Genomic DNA, 16,784 nt, shown 5'->3' with positions numbered 1-16,784 from the left:
ACACCATGGGCGCCAAACTCTCAGGTTCTGGGGGTGGCAGGTACGCCGTGGAAGCGAACAGTGAAATCAATGTGACGCCCTTCGTGGACGTCATGTTGGTCCTCCTGATCATCTTCATGGTGGCGGCTCCCATGGCCGCTGTGACGGTGAAGGTCGCACTTCCCGACGCGGTGGCTAAGCCGTCTACCAACCCTCCTAAGCCGGTCTACATTTCGATCCAGGACTCGGGCCGAATCTTCATTGGGGACTATCCCTCTGAGATCGCCACCCTGGGCGACGACCTGCGGAAGAATATCGGCAACAAGCGTAACCCGGAGAAAGAGCGGATCTTCATCCGCGCCGACAAGAATGTCCTCTATGGGGACTTCATGGGCGTGATGAACCAGCTCCAGGACAACGGGTTTTACAGCGTGGCGCTGATCGGCGAAGACAAGAACTAGGGGTGGAGCATGGCTGAAGACATCACCCACCCCGGGCACAACCCGTTCGATGCGCCGGTCAAAAAGCGCAGCACGGGTGTGACGGTCGCCATCATCGGCTCCGTCATCGTGCACGGCGTGGTCGGCTTTTATCTGTGGAAATCCAAATTCCACTCGGAGTTCAAGGAATACTCGGACGACGTGACGGACGTGGCGATTATCAAGCCCGCGCCGCCCCCGCCGCCGCCGCCTCCGCCTCCGCCGCCGAACACGCCGCCTCCGCCGCCGCCGAAGTTGCAACCGCGTCCTCCGGTCAACGTCCCGGATAACATGCCGACGATCCCCCCTCTGCCGGTTCCGCCGGTCGAGAAGCGGATCGAGGAACCGAAGCCCCCGGCTCCGGCTCCCGTGACGCCTCCGCGTCCCTCGGTCATCAGCAACCCTGACTGGTCGCGTCGCCCCAACGCCGAAGATCTGGCCCGGTACTTCCCGGACCGGGCTCAACGGATGAACGTTGAAGGCCGCGCCACCATCAGCTGCACGGTCACCGCCAAGGGCACGCTCGAGAACTGCTCGGTCGTTTCGGAAGATCCGCCGGACTACGGCTTTGGCGACTCCACCTTGAAGGCTTCCAAGCTCTTCAAGATGAAGCCGAAGACCCTGGACGGCGCCCCGATCGAAGGCGGTACGGTTCGTATCCCCCTTCGTTGGGTTCTGCCGAAGGGCTGAGCCTCCGGGCTCCCCTGCAAAAACGAATTGGCCCCGGAGGTTCGCCTCCGGGGCTTTTTCTTTGCGCTATGCTGGCGCCATGACGACGCGAGATCGGATCGGCGAGGGGGACGAGGACCGGCGGGGCGACCTGCTGTTCATCGGCCTGTTTGCGCTGTTCGCTGGCGGCGTGATCGTCGTCGACATCTTCAGCACGCTGCACGACCGCGCTCGGTTCGGACAGCCGGTGTCCTGGTGGGAGCCGACCGTCTGGGAGGTATCCAGCGGCGTGGTGTTCACCGCCCTGCTGCCGGGGATGCTGTGGCTGGTCCGGCGCTGGCCGCCGCGCCTGGAGCGGCCCTTCACCTGGGTCGCAGTCTACATCGCCGGCGGCCTGGTCTTCTCGCTGTTCCATGTCATCGGCATGGGTCTGCTGCGCAGCGCCGCCTACAGCCTCATCGGCGGCGTCTACCACGCCCTGGGGCCGCTCGGGGACTGGCCCTACGAGCTGCGCAAGGACCTGTTGATCTATGCCGGGACCCTGGCCGGCTATCCCCTCTGGCGGCAGTTCCGCGCCCGCGGCATCCCGATCCACGACACGCCCGATGTCCTGGAGGTGCGCGACGGCGCGCGCCGGGTCTTCGTGCCGGTGGCCGACCTCCTCTGGGTGGAGGCGGCCGGCAACTATGTGGAACTGCACACCCGGGGTGGGGCCGTCCTGCACCGCGCCTCCCTGGCGCAGATGGAGCGACGCCTGGCGGGCTTCGTCCGCATCCACCGCTCGCGCCTGGTCAGCCGCGCCGCCGTCGCCCAGGTGGAGACCAAATCCAGCGGCGATTTCAACCTCCGCCTCACCTCAGGCGAAACCCTGGCCGGGAGCCGGCGATTTAGGGCCGCGCTGCGGTCGTCCGCCGCTTGATCCGGGCGCCGCGCCCGACTAGAACACGCCTTCGCGATGCGCCGCCTTAGCTCAGTTGGTTAGAGCGCCGGTTTGTGGAACCGGAGGTCCTCAGTTCAAGCCTGAGAGGCGGTACCATCGCTGACCCCGCCGATCCGGCGGCGAAACCCCCACAGATTTGTCAATGTTCGTGGTCTGTTCGCCACTCGCGACGCCAGCACGCTCGGCCTGCGGGTCATCATGGTGGCCGACGGGAACGCCGCGCGCCGTGATCAGGACCACAACGCCGCCCTCTACAACGTCTACCGCAGCTTCGGCGACGTGCGGCCCACGGACGAGGTCCTCGACCTGATCAAGGTCGGAGCAACCGTTCCGGCCTGAAGCACAGGACCGCTGCACGGGGCGGCGCGGGTTCTCCTTGTGCGCCTCGACGCCCGCGCTGCGGCCACCACCTCCCGGGGCTGGGGCATGGGAAGGGTGAAAGCGCTTTCATCCGCGCGCAACAAAAAGGGAGGCCCCGTGAGGAGCCTCCCTTCCTGTACGCATACTGGAGGTCTGGTCGGGGCTTAGCGGAAGAGGCTGAGCAGGCCCGACGAAGAGCTGTTGGCGATCGACAGCGCCTGCACGCCAAGCTGTTGCTTGGTCTGCAGCGAGGTCAGTCGCGCGCTTTCCTTGGCCAGGTCGGCGTCGACGAGGTTACCCACACCGGCGTCGATGGAGTCTTGCAGCTTGCTGACGAAGGTCATGTGGGCGCCGAGCGACTTGGAGCCCGTACCCATCTTCGACAGAGCGGTCGAGACGTTGCCGATGGCGGTGCTGACGTCGGTGATCATCTGCGACGCGGCGGTCTGGGTGCCGATCGACGAGGTGGTCGACAGGCCGATGCCCGACAGCGACAGGTCTTGCGCCTGGACGGTGATCTTGGACGTGCCGTCGTCGTTGGCCAGGGCCGCGATGGTGGTGCCGCCGCTCTTGATCATGTTCACCCCGTTGAAGGTGGCGTTCGCGACCGACTTCGTCACTTGGTCACGCAGAGCCTTGAAGTCTTCGTTCAGCGCGCCGCGCGAGGCGGTGTCGAGGCTGGAGTCGGAGGCCGCCAGGGCCTTTTCCTTCATTTGCAGAAGCAGGTCGGACACGGCTTCGCCGCCGGCCATGGCGACGTCCACGGTCGATTGCGAGCGTTGCAGGGAGTCCTTCACGGCGTTCAGCGAGCCGGAGGTCGCACGCTGGTTCTGAGCGATGGCCCAGATGGCGCCGTTGTCCTTGGCGGAAGCGATCTTCTTGCCGGTGTTGATGCGGTTCTGGACCGTCATCAGCTCAGAGCTGGTCTGGTTCAGGTTCTGCAGGGCAACCATGGCCCCGACGTTAGTATTGACGCTATTCGGCATCGTAGATAACCCCACTTTTAGGTTTCGTTCACCGTTTTGGTGACCGCAAGCATTTTTGCTCTGTGACCTTTGTAGTCGGGCAGGGTTCGTGAATCGTTACGCAGAGATTTCCGAGTCATGAATCATGGGAATACTCTCGCTGTTCCTTAATGTTGATTCACCAAGAGTCATAACGAACGGCGACAAGAGTCTCGGGGGCCGGGGGGCTGCGGCCCATGACTCTTGGGCGATTCAGCGTGACTCTGCCTCGCCGGCGAGGGTGCGGCTGTTAAGAACGTCGGTCGGCGGACACGGTCCATTTTGTCGCACCCGCCCGCGAAAATTCTTATCTGAAGCGGGCTAGAGGCCGGAAAAGTCCGCCGGACGCTTCTCGCGGAAAGCCGCCAAGGCCTCCAGATTGGCGGGTCCGCCCTCCAAGCCGTCGAAAACGGCGCTCTCTCTTAGTCTTGCGGCGCGCACGGTTTCGAACCGGGCCGTGATCAGCAGCTGCTTTGTGGCCACCAGCGAGGCGATGGGATTGGGGGCGATCAGGGCCGCGGCCTCCAAGGCGCGGTCCAGCACCTTGCCCGGCGCGCTGACCTCGCGGGCCAGGCCATAGGCGACCGCGGTCGGGGCGTCCACCCAGCGGCCGGTATAGAGGACCTCGGCAGCGTTGGCCCAGCCGATCAGGGCCGGCAGCAGGACGGTGCTTCCGGCCTCGGCGGTCACGCCCAGGGTCACGAAGGGCGCGCGCAGGCGCCCTGTGGGATCGATGAACACCAGGTCGCAATAGGGCAGCATCGTCAGGCCGATGCCGACGCCGAGCCCATTCACCGCGGCGATCAGCGGCTTGGGGAAGCTTTCCAGCGCCTCCATGAACGGGACGAAGCCGTGGCGCTCGCCCTTCGGATAGACCGGGCGGTCGGCCATCTCCGCCAGGTCCTGGCCGGCGCAGAAGGCGCGGCCCTCACCGGTGAGGATCACCACCGCCACGCCTGGATCGTCGGCGGCGTCCATCAGGGCCACCGCGCAGGCGTCATATAGCGCGTCGTTCATGGAGTTGAGCTGGGCTGGGCGGTTCAGGGTCAGGACGCGGATTCGGCCCTCATCGGCGACCTTCAGGACGGGGTCGTTCATGCGTCGATCCTTTCCACCCGCTCGGGATGCCCCGACCAGTTCCAGGCCATGGTCGGCCGCGAGACCCCCAGCATCATGCCGCCGAGGCTGGGGGGGTGCAGCCAGAGCTGGTCGGAGTTCAGGGCCGGGGGCCGAGCCTCGGGCCGGTCGATGGTGATGCCCGCGCCGTGGGCCGCGCAGGCCCGCTCGATGGCGCCCATGTCGGAGGCCTCGCAGAAGCCCATATAGAAGCCGGCGCCCTCGCGGGCCTGATAGCGGCCCAGGGTCTTGTCGGGGGCCGTGGCGGTGATCACCTCGAACCGGTGCAGCTTGCCGGCCTCGAACAGGGTCAGCACCCCTGTATAGCCGAAGGCCTCGGAGGTGATGGTGGTGAAGGTCGCGGGATCCAGGCCGAAGGCGTCGGAGATCTGCTTCACCGCGCCCGCCTGATCAGCGGCCAGCACGGTGGCCTCATAGAGGAAGTCCACCAGACCGGCGGGTTTGCGCTCGGCGGGCTCGGAGATCACGAAGGCGATCGGGGCGTTCTCGATGGTCAGGGTCAGATAGTGCCGCCCATCTTCGGCCCGGTGCGCCGCCCCATGGGCGCGCGCCGTTTCCGCCACCTGGCCCGGATCGGGCGACGCCGCGCCGGCGGCGAACAGGTGCGCGCGGCCGCGCCGCTTCAAGGCGGTCTCCACCGCGCCGGTCCCGTCGGGCTCCAGCAGTTCGATATCCGAGGTCCCCAGCCGCAGGGTCAGCCGTTTGGCCGCCAGGCCGGGCAGGGCGTCGCGCGACACCTCCTGGGCGCCCAGCAAGGCCTTCCACTTGGCGGCGGTGGCTTCGGTGTCGGGGGTGGCCAGCAGGACGCGGTCGATTTCGGTAAGCATGGGGCGAGCTTCCGCCCTCCCAAGCCCGCATGCAAGTTGCCCCAACGGCGCCCTCGCGCGCGCGCCTAGCCGGGGTTAGGGTGCGATCAGGCCTCGTCTCAGAAGGGCCGCCAACCGAGGACACGTAATTCCATGAAGGTCGAACGGCTTGCCCCCGTCGTCACGTCGCTGCTGCCCAGCAACCACCCCTATCTCAACGGGGCCTGGACGCCGCTGCACGAGGAGGTCAACGCCACCGAGCTGGAGGTGATCTCCGGCGCCATCCCCACCGACCTCGACGGCGTCTACCTGCGCAACACCGAGAACCAGGTGCAGCAACCGCTCGGCCGCTTCCATCCCTTCGACGGCGACGGGATGATCCACCAGATCGATTTCAAGAACGGCCAGGCCAGCTACCGCAACCGCTTCGTCCGCACCCGCGGCTTCCAGGCCGAGCAGGAGGCGGCGGGTTCGCTGTGGGGCGGTCTTGCCGATCCCGTCCAGCTGGCCAAACGGCCGGGCTGGGGCGCGCATGGCTCCCTGAAGGACTCGTCCTCCACCGACGTCGTGGTCCACGCCGGCAAGGCGCTCTCGACCTTCTACCAGTGCGGGGAGGGCTACCGCCTCGATCCGCTCACCCTGGAGCAGGAGGGCCTGGAGAGCTGGGTGCCCATCGACGGAATCAGCGCCCACCCCAAGGTGGACGAGGCCACCGGCGAGCTGATGTTCTTCAACTACTCCAAACATGCCCCCTACATGCACTATGGCGTGGTGGGCCCCGACAACCGGCTGAAGACCTATATCCCCATCCCGCTGCCGGGCCCCCGCCTGCCGCACGACATGGCCTTCACCACCAACTACTCGATCCTCAATGACCTGCCGGTGTTCTGGGACGCCAAGCTGCTGGAGCGGAACATCCATGCGGTGCGGCTGCACGAGGGCATCCCCTCGCGCTTTGCCATCGTCCCGCGCCACGGCGGCGAGATCCGCTGGTTCGAGGCCGCGCCGACCTACGTCCTGCACTGGCTGAACGCCTATGAGGAGGGCGACGAGATCATCCTCGACGGCTACTTCCAGGAAGACCCGACCCCGCAGCCCCACAAGGAAGCTCCCCCCGGCTTCGAGCACATGATGGCCTATCTCGACGAGCACAGCTTCAAGCCCAAGCTTCACCGCTGGCGCTTCAACCTGAAGACCGGCGAGACCACCGAGGGCCACCTCGACGACCGCATCCTGGAATTCGGCATGATCAACGCCCGCTATGCCGGGCGGAAGTACCGCTACGCCTATTCCACCGTGGCTGAGGTGGGCTGGTTCCTGTTCCGCGGCTTCGTGAAGCACGACCTGGAGACCGGCGAGAGCAGCCAGTTCATCCTGCCCGAGGGCGTCTATGCCAGCGAGGCGCCCTTCTGCCCGCGCATCGGCGCGGTGGACGAGGATGACGGCTATCTGGTGAGCTTCCTCACCGATGAAAACGCCGGGACCTCGGAGTGCATCCTGCTGGACGCCAAGGACATCGCCGCCGGCCCAGTCTGCCGCATCCGCCTGCCGCACAAGCTGTGCAGCGGCACCCACGCGGTCTGGGCCCCGAGGGATATGTTGGCGGGGGCCTAACCCCCTCCGTCTCCTCGCTCTGCTCGGATCCACCTCCCCCGAAACGCGCTGCGCGCTGGGGGAGGAATAAGGCGCTCTCAATTCCTCCCCCAGGCCGCAGGCCGTATCGGGGGAGGTGGCGCGCGTGTCAGCGCGTGACGGAGGGGGCTAGGCCCTCTCCGCGACAACCTTCTTCGGCGGCATCGGCACGAAGCCCGAGGTGCGGGCCACATAGGCCTCGTAGTCCGGCCGCTTGCGGCGCATGCGCCCCTCGACGGTGGGCACGCCGCTCCACTTGGTGAGCAGGAAGGTGATCAGGATCGGGCCGACGATGGAGAGCGCGCCCACCAGGCCGGTGTCGGCGGCGATCAGATAGAGGCCCCACCAGGTGCAGGCGTCGCCAAAATAGTTGGGATGGCGGGTGTAGCGCCACAGGCCGGTGTCCAGCACCTTGCCGTTGTTGGCCGGGTTGGCCTTGAACGTCATCAGCTGCCAGTCGCCGAGGCTCTCGAAGGCGATGCCGACGACGGCCAGCGCCACGCCAGCCCAGGCGATGGGCCCCAGATCGGTGGTGGCGTGGACCTGGCCCAACTGCACCGGCAGGCAGACCACGAACTGCAGCGGCATCTGCAGAGCGAAGACCAGCAGCAGCGAGGCCTTGGCGTAGCCCCAGCCGCGTTCCAGCTTGGCCTTGCCCATCATGGTGGCGTAGCGGCGGTCGGCGCCGTGCTTGCGCCAGCGCCACAGCAGGTAGATGCCCAGCCGCAGGCCCCAGATGGCGCACAGTCCGGTGAGCAGGGCCGCGTGCGGTCCCCGTCCGCCAGTGATGGCGTAGCTGGTCCAGGCCATGACGACCATGCCCAGCGGCCACCAGCTGTCGATGAAGCTCGGGTCCTGGATGCGGATCGAATAGAGCCACAGCCCGATGAAGAGGGCGATGGAGACCCCGGCGTTCAGCAGCAGCAGTTGGGCGATGTCCATGGGTGTCAGCGTCCGGTGGTGACTTGGGTGGCGGTCAGCATCTTGGCCATGCTGCGTTCCAGGGCTTTGGGGTCGCGGGCCAGGGAGGCGCGCACCTCGATGGCCATGCGGTCGGTGTCCAGTTCGTCGATGCCCCGGCGGATGGCGTTAAGCCCCGCCTTGGCGATGTCGGCGGGGTCTTCCTTGGCCCCGGCCACGTGGGCGGCCATGCGGGTGTCCACCGAGCCGACGATCAGAGCGGTGACGGTGGTCCCCTGGCCGGCCAGTTCAGCGCGGATGCAGGTGGCCGCCGCGCGGCCGGCGAACTTCGACGGGCTGTAGCCGCCCATGGCCGGTACGGCGACCATTCCGCCCGACGACAGTACGTTGCAGATCGCCCCGCCGCCGTTCCTGGCCAGGATGGGCGCGAAGGCGCGGGCGAGCGTCAGGGGCCCGAAATAGTTGACCTCCATCTCGTCGCGGGCGGCGGTCAGATCGGGGGCGGTCATCAGGGTCTGGTTGTGGAAGGCCCCGGCGTTGTTGATCAGGAGCTGGACGTCGCCGCACTGGGCGGCCGCCGCGGCGATCTGGTCGGGCTTGGTGACGTCCAGCTCCAAGGGCACGGCCCGCCCCGGCGCCTCGGCCGCCAGGTGCGCCGCGCTGGCCGCGTCACGGGCGCCGACATAGACCTTGGCCGCTCCGGCGGCGAGCAGGGCGCGCACGAAGGCCTCGCCGATGCCGCGATTGCCGCCGGTGACCAGGGCGACGCTGTCCTTTAGCTCCATGATCCTAGCCGTAGATCAGGTCATCAGGGGTCTTGCGACCCCGCACCAGAACCGTGGCGTCCGGGGCGATGATCCCGCGGCCCCAAGTCTCGGCCATGGGCATCTCGTGGTTCCATTCCCAGACCATGCGCCGCGCGGCGATGCGCCAGGTCCAGTCGCGCTTTTTGAAGTGATCGACGGCGCGGGCCAGGGTCAGGGTGTCGAACTTCTCGCCGTCCTTCTTCAGCCGGGCGAAGGCCAGGATGTGGCTCTCGACATAGGCGTTGTCCCCGTCGAGGGCGATCATGATGTTGGTCGTGGTATGGGTCATGATCCCGCCGCGCGGCAGGATCGGCGCGATGCTGGCGATGTAGTCCGCCGCCGAGCCGCTGAAGGTGCCGCCGTGATCCTCGGTGGCGTCGTCGTGATAGCAGGAGGTCAGCAGGGCGATGTCGGCGCGGTCCACGGCGCGGCAGTAGTTGAACAGCACCTCGGTGATCGCCTGCTTGTCGATCAGGGCCTGGACCTGCGGGTCATGGCTCACAGGGCCACCCGGTCGATCAGGGCGTCCACCCAGGCCGAACGCGGATTGCCGGCCTTCTGGCTCTCCATCACCCCCATGTCGACATAGTCGCGCCAGCCGATGATCAGGTCGCCTTTGAACTCGATCACGCCGGCATAGGGCGCGGCCACCAGGCCGCCGTCCTTGGAGAGGTATTCGTCGACCCCCTCCACGAACAGCCGGTCACCGTTCTCCGCATAGTCGAAGATCCGCCAGCGAACCTCGCTGATCTGGCTCTTGAAGTTCTCCAGGAACTTGCGCGCCTTGATCTTGCCCTTCAGCGGCGGGGCGACGCTGGCGGCGTAGTGCCAGACGATCTCCTCGTGCATGTGGGCCAAAGCCCCATCCACGTCGCCCTTGGACCAAGCGGCGATCAGGGCCTTCATGACCTCCAGCTTGGTGCTCACAGGCCCACCACCAGGCTGACGGTGGTGGTGGTGGAGCCGCCGATGTTCAGGGTCTGGACGGTCTTGGCGCCCTCCACCTGATAGTCGCCCGCCTTGCCGGTCACCTGCTTGTAGGCGTCCAGCGTCATGCGAACCCCGGTGGCGCCCACCGGGTGGCCGCCGCCGATCAGGCCGCCGGAGGGATTGATGGGCAGGCGTCCGCCGATCTCGATGGAGCCGTCCTCCACCGCCTTCCAGGCCTCGCCCGGCGCGGTCAGGCCCAGGTGCTCGATGGCCATGTATTCGGTGGTGGTGAAGCAGTCGTGAGTCTCGACGGCATGGACCTGGCTGAGGTCGTCGATCCCGGCGCGGGCACGGGCCTCGTCGATGGCCCGCTTCACCTGCGGGAAGACATAGGGGCCGCCGGCGCTGGCGCGCACCTTGCGGTCATAGCTGATGGGGGCGGAACGGTGCCCCCAGCCCTTGATCTGCGGCAGGCTTTCCAGGGGCAGGCCACGCTTGTCGGCGTAGTCTTTCGCGGCCTTCTCCGACGCCAGGAACACCACGGCGGACCCGTCGGTCACCTGGCCGCAGTCGTTCTTGCGGATCATCCCCTCGACGACCGGATTGGCCTCGTCGTCGTTGGTGAAGCTCTTGTCGTTGAAGGCCCATTGGCGGGTCTGGGCATTGGGGTTCTTGCGGCCGTTGGCGAAGTTGATCTCCGCGATGCGCATCAGGTGCTCGTACTTCAGGCCCCAGCGTCGATCGTATTCCTCGCCCAGGTCGGAGAAGGCCTTGGGCCACAGATAGGTGGCGTCCTGGAACTCGTGCCCGGCCCAGGCCGCGGCGCCCAGGTTCTGGGCGGCCTGCTGGCCCGAGACATTGCGCATCATCTCCAGGCCGACCACGCAGGCGGTGTCGTAGCGCCCGGCCTCGATCTCGGCGGTGGCCGCCAGGATCGCCACGCTGCCCGAGGCGCAGGCCGCCTCATGGCGCGAGGTGGGCATGCCGTCGAAGTCGGGGTGCACCAGGCCGAAGAACCCGCCCAGCAGACCTTGGCCCGCGAACAGGTCGCCGACGAAGTTGCCGACGTGGCCGGTGTCGATGTCCTTGGGCTCAAGGTCCACGGCGGCGAGACCCTCGCCCACCACCTCGGCGAAGGCGTCGGCGAAGTCCATCTGCTGGCGCGCCCAGTTCTTCGAGAAGTCGCTCTGCCAACCACCCAGAATATAGACCATGTCGTTCTTCCCTTATGGCGCTCTTGTTCGTCGCCGTGCAGCGACAAGAGGCGTCCTCTCGTTTGCTGTCAACGCGTAGGCGGCAGGCTCTTCAGATAGGCGGCGATCAAGGCCACGCCCTCGTCATCCACCACCGAGCGGCCCAGCTCCGGCATCATCACCCCCGGCTCCCTGGACTTCATGCGGTGGAGCAGGATGGAGCTCTCCGGGTGGCCCGGATCGATGTCGAATTCCAGCCCGCCGGCCCCACGCCCGGCCGCCACGGGGCGACGGTGGAAACCCTGCTTGGCGGGATCGTCTTCCTCCAAGTTCAGGAACAGGCCCGAATTGCTCGCCATGCCCTGGGGGTTGTGGCAGTGGCCGCAGTTGCCGTCGAGATAGGCCCGCGCCCGGTCGGCCAGCGGCTCCTTCGCATCGCTCCACACCGCCGTGCGCGGCGCGGCGCGGGGCGCGGGGGCCCCGGTCAGCAGGCCGATCTTCGTCCAGTGGGCCAGCTGGTTCTCAGGCTTGCCCCCATAGGCCAGGTCGCCGTTCAGGTTGCGCGCCTTGGGCCCGATGGGCGCCAGCACACCCGACAGCGAATGGCATTCCTTGCACTGGTTGAAGTTGGGGACCGCATAGTCGATGGCCAGCGGCTGGCCCGCCTTGTCGATCACCGAGACCTCGATCCGTGCGCCCGCACGTTTCAGCACCGCCTTCGTCTGCTCGTCGTTCCAGACATAGGTCAGGGCCACCCAGCCGCTGGCCTTGTGGATCAGCAGCCGGGTCTCGATGAACCGCACATGGTCCACAGGCTTCCGCAGGTCGGCGGGATAGGCGAAGGTCTTCACCAGCGTCGCCCCCACCGGAAAGTCGAAGACGCCGGTTGGCTTGTAGGCCGCCTTGGCGCCCGGCGGCAGGAACAGGAAGCGCGACTTCTCCGCATGGTCGCTGAACAGCGGGGTGTTCAGGGCATAGGGCGTCAGGCCGGCGTTGGCGCTCCGCGCGCCCGGATCGGTGAACAGCCGATAGGCGTCCAGGCTCGGGGCGGGCGTCTCGGCCAGCAGGACGTCCAGCGCCACGGGCGCCGGCCTAGGCGCCGCGCCCAGCATCAGCACCGCCGCCAGCAGCGCGGCGAGCCGCCTCATGAGGCGGGTTTGTCCTGGCCCGCGGGCAGCACCACCGCGGCCCGTTCGGGCAGGCCCGGCGTACCCAGGCTCGGGGTGACCGACGGCTTGGCGGTTTCCACCGCGCCGGGCTTGGCCAGGTTCAGGTTCAGAACCGGACCGTCCTTCAGGTAGAGCCGCGGCGCGGGGCCCTCGATGCCGGGATAGCTGGTGATCCCGTCCCACAGGACCGGCGGCACGGAGCCGCCCATGGCCTGGGCCAGCATCTTGCCGCCGGGCAGGCTGGGCAGCCAGCCGTTGCGGCCCAGCCTGTTGTCGCGGACCACGATGTCCCGGGGCAGAGGATTGTAGGCCTTGTCGTCGAAGCTGCGGCTGAAGGCGATCAGCATGACCGCGCTGGTCTGGTTGCCGGAGATGTCGTTGTCGAACACGTGGACGTCGCGGTTGGCCATCAGCATGACTCCCACCCCCATCGGCACGGCCGCCACGATATTGCCCTTGGGCGCGAAGTTGGCGGTGTCGTTGTCCACCACCTGGTTGCCGTAGATCCGCGTCGAGTGACCGCCCATCACCGGCAGGCCGGGCAGGTCGAACACCAGGATGCCGCCGGTGTTGTGGGTGGCGACATTGTCGTGGACGTCGGCGTCGGTGGAGTTCTCGATCTCGATCCCGGCCACGTTGAACTCGGCGCGGCTGTTGCGAACGATGATGTTCTTGGACTGGCCCACATAGATGCCGGCGTCCGACGCCCCTCGCACCGTCACCTTGTCGATCAGCACGTTCGTGGAGGCCACCGGATAGACGCCGTAGGCGCCGTTGGTCTCCTTGGGTCCGCCGGTCCATTCGACGGTCAGGGCTACGAAGCTGATGCGGTCGGCGCCCTTGGACTTCACCCCGTCGCCCTTGGTGTCTTGCATCGTCAGGTCGCGGATGGTGACCCCGTCGGAGGTGACCAGCAGGCCCTCGCCCGCGCTCTTCTGGCCCGCGAAGGACAAGATGGTCTTGCCCTGACCGGCGCCGGCCACCGTGACGTTGTCGACGTCGAGGGAGAGGCCGTCGGTGAAGTCGAACTTCCCGGCGCCGAGGCTCACCACGTCGCCCGGCTTGGCGTCCAGCAGGGCGGTCTGCAGACGCTCCTGGGCGTCAGGGCCCGCGGCGACGTCGAGCGTCTTGGCCTGGGCGGTGGAGGCCAGCAGGACGGCGGCCAGGGCAGCCCCCCAGATCGTCGCGTTCGAATAGGCCATGCCTTGCTCCTCCACCCGGCAGCGCTCTCAGGGGCGCCGCTCCGTTGGGTACGGACAATGGGGCAAGTTGGATGAGTTGTCAGGCGTGACGCTGGGGAACTCGGGGCCGGCCCGTTGGGGCCGCAACGGCGCTCATCGGCCGGCTGAACAAGATGAACTTGCGGGGACGACACGCCCCATGTGTAGTTTTCGGAGCAGGCGTCCGATCAGCGGCGCGGGGAGTGGATCGTTGTGCCTGACGCCGAGATGAATTTCTTCGCTAAGCCGCAACGGCTGGTGAAGATCAACAGCCGGCGGCGCATGAACATCTGGCGCTCCGGAAAAGGCTCGCCGACCGTGGTCCTCGCCCCAGGATTCATGGCTTTGACCTCTGACTGGTCTCGGGTGCAGCCGACGCTGGCGCGCGCCACACAGGTCGTTTCCTATGATCATGCGGGCCAAGGATTCAGCGATCCGGCGCCGCTGCCCCGCAGCCCGGCGCGGAAAGCCGCCGATCTCAAGGCCATGCTGGCGGCAAGCGGCGTCGAACCCCCTTACGTGCTGGTCGGCCTGTCCATGGGCAGCTTTGAAGTCCGCCACTTCGCGCACCTGTATCCCGAAGAGGTCGTCGGAATGGTGCTCGTAGACCCGTCCTTCGACGACATGGCGGAGCGGCTTCTCAAGGTGACGCCCAGCGATCAGGCTTGGGTCGAAAGCCCGGTCGACCATTTCAAGCGCTGCGAAGGCGCCGCGAAGGCCGGAGACTTGCGGCCGGGCACGGAGGCCTACTCCGCCTGCGTGTTTCCACCGCAGCCCGACCTCTCCGATGCGCTCAACGCCGTGTACCATGACATGTCGAAACGGGCTTCCTACTGGCGCGCGCTGGTCTCGGAGTTCTCCACCGCGGCCCGTGACAGAGCTGACGGGTCCTTAGGCGACAGGCCGCTGATCGTCCTCTCCGCCGGAGCCCGGGAACCGCCGTCTCTTCCGCCGGAGGAAATCGAAGCCGTCGGGCGCCTCTATGCGCAGGCGCACGAGCAGTTAGCCGCGCTGTCGACGCGTGGCGTGCGTCGTGTCGTTGCCGACAGCAAACATGCCATCCAGTGGGATCGGCCGCAGGCTGTCATAGACGCCGTGATGGAGGTCATCGCCATTGCCCAAGGCGGTCTCGCTTAGTCGAAACTCAGCACCAGTCGCCGCTGACCTTCCAGGGGACCATCCTGCTCGATCCGCGCGCCCTCCAGAGTGACCGCGCGGGTCTCGTGGGCGGGGAGCAACAGGGTCAGGTTCGCCTGGCTCGGAGGCGTGGGGCCGGCGCGGGCCACCCGCACGCTGATCGCGGTCGCGGTGGTTTCCACCGCCAGACGCCAGAACCCGTGCGCGCCACTCGCCGTCTCGCCGTCGTCCTCGAAGCACTCGGCCTCGAACCGGCCGTCGCCCGCATAGGGAAAGACCCAGAAGGCGCGTTCGTCGGCGCGGTGGGCGAAGTGTTGCTGGGCGATGTTCAGCGGAATGGCGCTGCCTTCGCGCACCAGCAGGGGCGGGGTCTCCCAGGGGGCGGGGAGGGTGACGATGGTCCCACCCTCGAACCGGGTCCCGGTCCAGGCGTCGAACCAGTTGCAGCCGGCGGGCAGATAGACCGTTCGCTCGGTCTGGCCCGGCTCCACCACCAGGGGGACCAGCAGGGACGGCCCCAGCAGCATCTCGTCGTTTTCGGCCAGGCAGGCGGGATCGCTAGGGAAGTCGTGGAAGGTGGGCCGGGTGATGGGTGCGAAGTCGCGGTGGTGGCGCCAGACCAGGTCGTACAGGTAGGGCATCAGGCGATAGCGCAGGGCGATCAGGGCGCGGATCGCCGGGGTTGCTTCGGCATGCATCCAGGGCTCGTTGGCCGTGCCGTCGTCGTTCCACGAGTGGATGGAGAAGCGCGGCATGAAGACGCCCGCCGCCACCCAGCGCGCCAGCAGCTCGGCGTCCGGCGCGGGGCCTGCGAACCCACCGATGTCGTGGCCGGAATTGGAGACGCCCGACAGCGCCAGGCCCAGCCCCATCTTCAGATTGAACTTCAGCGTCTCAAAGCTGGTGGCGTTGTCCCCCGACCAGGTCTGGACGTAGCGCTGCATCCCCGCCGATCCGGCCCGCGAGACCAGGTAGGGCCGGGCCTCCGGCACATGGGCCCGCTGCGCCTCCGCCGAGGCCCGCATCATCATCAGGGTCTGTAGCGGCTTGGCCTCCTGGGCCGGGCGGGGATGACCGAACATCGCGGCCTGGGCGCGGGGCGAGGTGATCTCGAACTCGTTGTTGTCGTTCCAGGTGGCGGCCACGCCATAGTCCAGCAGGGCGGTGGTCACCTGGCCCTTCCACCAGTCGAGGGTTGCCGGATTGGTGAAGTCGAGATAGGCGCCGACCCCGTCCCAGAACTGCATCATGGCAGGGCGGCCAGAGGCGTCGCCGATCAACAGGCCGCGCGCCTGGGCCTCACCGAACAGCGGATGGTCGGCGAGCAGCACCGGCTTGATATTGGCCACCAGCCGCACGCCCGCCTCCCGGTAGCTGGCCACGAAGGCCGCGGGGTCGGGGAACTTCTCGCGGTTCCAGTGGAAGACGTAGCGGCGTGGCCCGATGGAGGTGTAGCCCGACGACAGGTGGAAGCTGTCGCAGAGGATGTCGTGGGCCTCGCAGGCCGCCAGGAACTCCGCCATCCGCGCCTGGGCGTCCGGGGCGTCGGTATAGCTCATGGTCGAGCCGGAATAGCCCAGGCCCCAGCGCGGCAGGAAGGCGGGCCGGCCGGTCAGCCAGGTGAAGCGCCGGGTCACCTCGGCCACGCTCGGCCCCGCGATCACGTAGTAGTCCAGGTCGCCGGCCTCGGCGACGAAGCTGCGGTAGCGGCCGTGATAGTTGCTGCGCTCCTGGCCGAAGTCGAAGCTGCAGTCGGCCAGCGTGTCGTAGAAGATCCCGAAGGCCGCCGCCGGCTGACCGGCCAGCGTGATGTAGAACGGGATGTGCTTGTACAGCGGGTCGCTGGTGGCGGCGCTATAGCCCATGGCGTCGACATTGGTCAGGCGGAAGCGGCGGCCCGCCCGGTCCATGGCGCCGGACCGTTCCCCCAGGCCATAGAACCGCTCGCTGGGCGCCAGGACCAGGTAGTGGTGGGTCTTCTCGTCCCACCAGCCGAGGTTATAGGCCTGGGTCGGCCGATCCTTGGCCACCTGCCGCCAGCTCCCGTCGGCCAGCTTCATGTCCCAGCGGCAGACGAAACCCGTCAGCCTGACGGTCAGGCGCAGGGCGGCGGTCTCGATCACCAGCCGGTCGTCGCTTTCCGTCAGCTCGAAGGCCGGCGCGGAGAAGCCCGCCATATCGAACCGGTCGCGGCCCTCCAGCGCGACGTCGGCCTGGCCCGGCGCGATGGCCCAGGTGCGCGACATGGTGAGCTCGCCGGTAGGCGCCAACAGCACCCGGATGATCTCCGGCTCCAGGACGAACAGGTGGACCGCCGCGCCATTCTCGGCGCGCAGCGTCAGGCGCGGACCTTCGCGCTCGGCGAGGTTGAAGCGGGGCGGGGCGTCGAGACTGACGGTCAC

At 67.6% G+C, this 16,784-nt stretch carries 17 protein-coding genes and 1 tRNA gene; 7 read left to right on the top strand and 11 right to left on the bottom strand.

The window, feature by feature from the left end; all coding sequences use genetic code 11:
- Positions 1 to 5: 5 nt before the first annotated feature.
- The 5 genes from JKL49_RS13545 (at position 6) to JKL49_RS13525 (ending at position 2,406) form a co-directional block, all read left to right on the top strand.
- Positions 6 to 440: a biopolymer transporter ExbD gene (locus tag JKL49_RS13545; protein ID WP_215341150.1), complete on the top strand. Its 435-nt coding sequence runs from the start codon at positions 6 to 8 to the stop codon at positions 438 to 440.
- A 9-nt stretch (positions 441 to 449) separates the two neighbouring features.
- Positions 450 to 1,148 (top strand): energy transducer TonB, encoded by a 699-nt coding sequence (locus JKL49_RS13540; protein ID WP_215341149.1) that lies wholly within the window; start codon positions 450 to 452, stop codon positions 1,146 to 1,148.
- Between the two features lie 79 nt (positions 1,149 to 1,227).
- Entirely contained in the window at positions 1,228 to 2,046 is an 819-nt protein-coding gene (locus JKL49_RS13535) for a LytTR family DNA-binding domain-containing protein (RefSeq protein ID WP_215341148.1), read from the top strand.
- A 40-nt stretch (positions 2,047 to 2,086) separates the two neighbouring features.
- Positions 2,087 to 2,163 (top strand) — tRNA-His (locus tag JKL49_RS13530).
- Between the two features lie 102 nt (positions 2,164 to 2,265).
- Positions 2,266 to 2,406, top strand: a complete 141-nt coding sequence (locus tag JKL49_RS13525) for a hypothetical protein (protein ID WP_215341147.1) — start codon at positions 2,266 to 2,268, stop codon at positions 2,404 to 2,406.
- 185 nt (positions 2,407 to 2,591) lie between these two features.
- Here JKL49_RS13525 and JKL49_RS13520 read toward each other — a convergent pair whose 3' ends face one another.
- The 3 genes from JKL49_RS13520 to JKL49_RS13510 all read right to left on the bottom strand — a co-directional run bounded on the left by JKL49_RS13520 (position 2,592) and on the right by JKL49_RS13510 (position 5,395).
- A complete protein-coding gene (locus JKL49_RS13520; RefSeq protein ID WP_215341146.1) occupies positions 2,592 to 3,413 on the bottom strand; it encodes a flagellin in 822 nt (273 codons plus the stop codon).
- A gap of 339 nt (positions 3,414 to 3,752) precedes the next feature.
- Positions 3,753 to 4,529, bottom strand: a complete 777-nt coding sequence (locus tag JKL49_RS13515) for an enoyl-CoA hydratase/isomerase family protein (RefSeq protein WP_215341145.1) — start codon at positions 4,527 to 4,529, stop codon at positions 3,753 to 3,755.
- Complete coding sequence (locus JKL49_RS13510) at positions 4,526 to 5,395, bottom strand: VOC family protein (protein WP_215341144.1); 870 nt, start codon at positions 5,393 to 5,395, stop codon at positions 4,526 to 4,528. The genes JKL49_RS13515 and JKL49_RS13510 overlap by 4 nt, the downstream gene beginning before the upstream one ends.
- A gap of 132 nt (positions 5,396 to 5,527) precedes the next feature.
- Here JKL49_RS13510 and JKL49_RS13505 point away from each other — a divergent pair, with 132 nt between their 5' ends.
- Positions 5,528 to 6,988 (top strand): carotenoid oxygenase family protein, encoded by a 1,461-nt coding sequence (locus tag JKL49_RS13505; protein ID WP_215341143.1) that lies wholly within the window; start codon positions 5,528 to 5,530, stop codon positions 6,986 to 6,988.
- A gap of 147 nt (positions 6,989 to 7,135) precedes the next feature.
- Here JKL49_RS13505 and JKL49_RS13500 read toward each other — a convergent pair whose 3' ends face one another.
- The 7 genes from JKL49_RS13500 to JKL49_RS13470 all read right to left on the bottom strand — a co-directional run bounded on the left by JKL49_RS13500 (position 7,136) and on the right by JKL49_RS13470 (position 13,227).
- Positions 7,136 to 7,948 (bottom strand): DUF1295 domain-containing protein, encoded by an 813-nt coding sequence (locus JKL49_RS13500; RefSeq protein WP_215341142.1) that lies wholly within the window; start codon positions 7,946 to 7,948, stop codon positions 7,136 to 7,138.
- 5 nt (positions 7,949 to 7,953) lie between these two features.
- The gene (locus JKL49_RS13495; protein ID WP_215341141.1) at positions 7,954 to 8,712 is read right to left on the bottom strand and encodes an SDR family oxidoreductase; all 759 of its coding nucleotides are present in this window, start codon (positions 8,710 to 8,712) and stop codon (positions 7,954 to 7,956) included.
- A gap of 4 nt (positions 8,713 to 8,716) precedes the next feature.
- Positions 8,717 to 9,235 carry a nuclear transport factor 2 family protein gene (locus JKL49_RS13490; protein ID WP_215341140.1) on the bottom strand — a complete coding sequence of 173 codons (519 nt, stop codon included), beginning with the start codon at positions 9,233 to 9,235 and terminating at the stop codon, positions 8,717 to 8,719.
- Positions 9,232 to 9,660, bottom strand: a complete 429-nt coding sequence (locus JKL49_RS13485) for a nuclear transport factor 2 family protein (protein WP_347340385.1) — start codon at positions 9,658 to 9,660, stop codon at positions 9,232 to 9,234. Before JKL49_RS13485 ends, JKL49_RS13490 begins: the two co-directional genes overlap by 4 nt.
- Positions 9,657 to 10,877, bottom strand: coding sequence for an acetyl-CoA acetyltransferase (locus JKL49_RS13480; protein ID WP_215341139.1), 1,221 nt, complete (start codon positions 10,875 to 10,877; stop codon positions 9,657 to 9,659). The genes JKL49_RS13485 and JKL49_RS13480 overlap by 4 nt, the downstream gene beginning before the upstream one ends.
- A 68-nt stretch (positions 10,878 to 10,945) precedes the next feature.
- Positions 10,946 to 12,004, bottom strand: a complete 1,059-nt coding sequence (locus JKL49_RS13475) for an SO2930 family diheme c-type cytochrome (RefSeq protein ID WP_215341138.1) — start codon at positions 12,002 to 12,004, stop codon at positions 10,946 to 10,948.
- Positions 12,001 to 13,227 carry a parallel beta-helix domain-containing protein gene (locus JKL49_RS13470; RefSeq protein WP_215341137.1) on the bottom strand — a complete coding sequence of 409 codons (1,227 nt, stop codon included), beginning with the start codon at positions 13,225 to 13,227 and terminating at the stop codon, positions 12,001 to 12,003. Before JKL49_RS13470 ends, JKL49_RS13475 begins: the two co-directional genes overlap by 4 nt.
- A 231-nt stretch (positions 13,228 to 13,458) precedes the next feature.
- On the opposite strand from JKL49_RS13470, the gene JKL49_RS13465 reads away from it, so the two are divergent.
- On the top strand, positions 13,459 to 14,382 hold the full coding sequence (locus tag JKL49_RS13465) for an alpha/beta hydrolase (protein ID WP_215341136.1): 924 nt from the start codon (positions 13,459 to 13,461) through the stop codon (positions 14,380 to 14,382).
- Here JKL49_RS13465 and JKL49_RS13460 read toward each other — a convergent pair.
- Positions 14,379 to 16,784, bottom strand: a complete 2,406-nt coding sequence (locus tag JKL49_RS13460; RefSeq protein ID WP_215341135.1) for a glycoside hydrolase family 31 protein — start codon at positions 16,782 to 16,784, stop codon at positions 14,379 to 14,381. The two genes, JKL49_RS13465 and JKL49_RS13460, sit on opposite strands and share 4 nt — an antisense overlap.

The sequence above is a fragment of the Phenylobacterium glaciei genome, assembly GCF_016772415.1.
In the GTDB taxonomy this organism is placed as follows: Bacteria; Pseudomonadota; Alphaproteobacteria; order Caulobacterales; family Caulobacteraceae; genus Phenylobacterium; species Phenylobacterium glaciei.
Note: the sequence above shows the minus strand (reverse complement) of the source record. Positions and strands in the feature narration are given on the sequence as shown.

Excerpts from the sequence above, each read along its gene's own strand:
- JKL49_RS13545 (WP_215341150.1), top strand. The coding sequence starts at position 6 with ATGGGCGCCAAACTCTCAGGTTCTGGGGGTGGCAGGTACGCCGTGGAA.
- JKL49_RS13540 (WP_215341149.1), top strand. The coding sequence starts at position 450 with ATGGCTGAAGACATCACCCACCCCGGGCACAACCCGTTCGATGCGCCG.
- JKL49_RS13535 (WP_215341148.1), top strand. The coding sequence starts at position 1,228 with ATGACGACGCGAGATCGGATCGGCGAGGGGGACGAGGACCGGCGGGGC.
- JKL49_RS13525 (WP_215341147.1), top strand. The coding sequence starts at position 2,266 with ATGGTGGCCGACGGGAACGCCGCGCGCCGTGATCAGGACCACAACGCC.
- JKL49_RS13520 (WP_215341146.1), bottom strand. The coding sequence starts at position 3,413 with ATGCCGAATAGCGTCAATACTAACGTCGGGGCCATGGTTGCCCTGCAG.
- JKL49_RS13515 (WP_215341145.1), bottom strand. The coding sequence starts at position 4,529 with ATGAACGACCCCGTCCTGAAGGTCGCCGATGAGGGCCGAATCCGCGTC.
- JKL49_RS13510 (WP_215341144.1), bottom strand. The coding sequence starts at position 5,395 with ATGCTTACCGAAATCGACCGCGTCCTGCTGGCCACCCCCGACACCGAA.
- JKL49_RS13505 (WP_215341143.1), top strand. The coding sequence starts at position 5,528 with ATGAAGGTCGAACGGCTTGCCCCCGTCGTCACGTCGCTGCTGCCCAGC.
- JKL49_RS13500 (WP_215341142.1), bottom strand. The coding sequence starts at position 7,948 with ATGGACATCGCCCAACTGCTGCTGCTGAACGCCGGGGTCTCCATCGCC.
- JKL49_RS13495 (WP_215341141.1), bottom strand. The coding sequence starts at position 8,712 with ATGGAGCTAAAGGACAGCGTCGCCCTGGTCACCGGCGGCAATCGCGGC.
- JKL49_RS13480 (WP_215341139.1), bottom strand. The coding sequence starts at position 10,877 with ATGGTCTATATTCTGGGTGGTTGGCAGAGCGACTTCTCGAAGAACTGG.
- JKL49_RS13475 (WP_215341138.1), bottom strand. The coding sequence starts at position 12,004 with ATGAGGCGGCTCGCCGCGCTGCTGGCGGCGGTGCTGATGCTGGGCGCG.
- JKL49_RS13470 (WP_215341137.1), bottom strand. The coding sequence starts at position 13,227 with ATGGCCTATTCGAACGCGACGATCTGGGGGGCTGCCCTGGCCGCCGTC.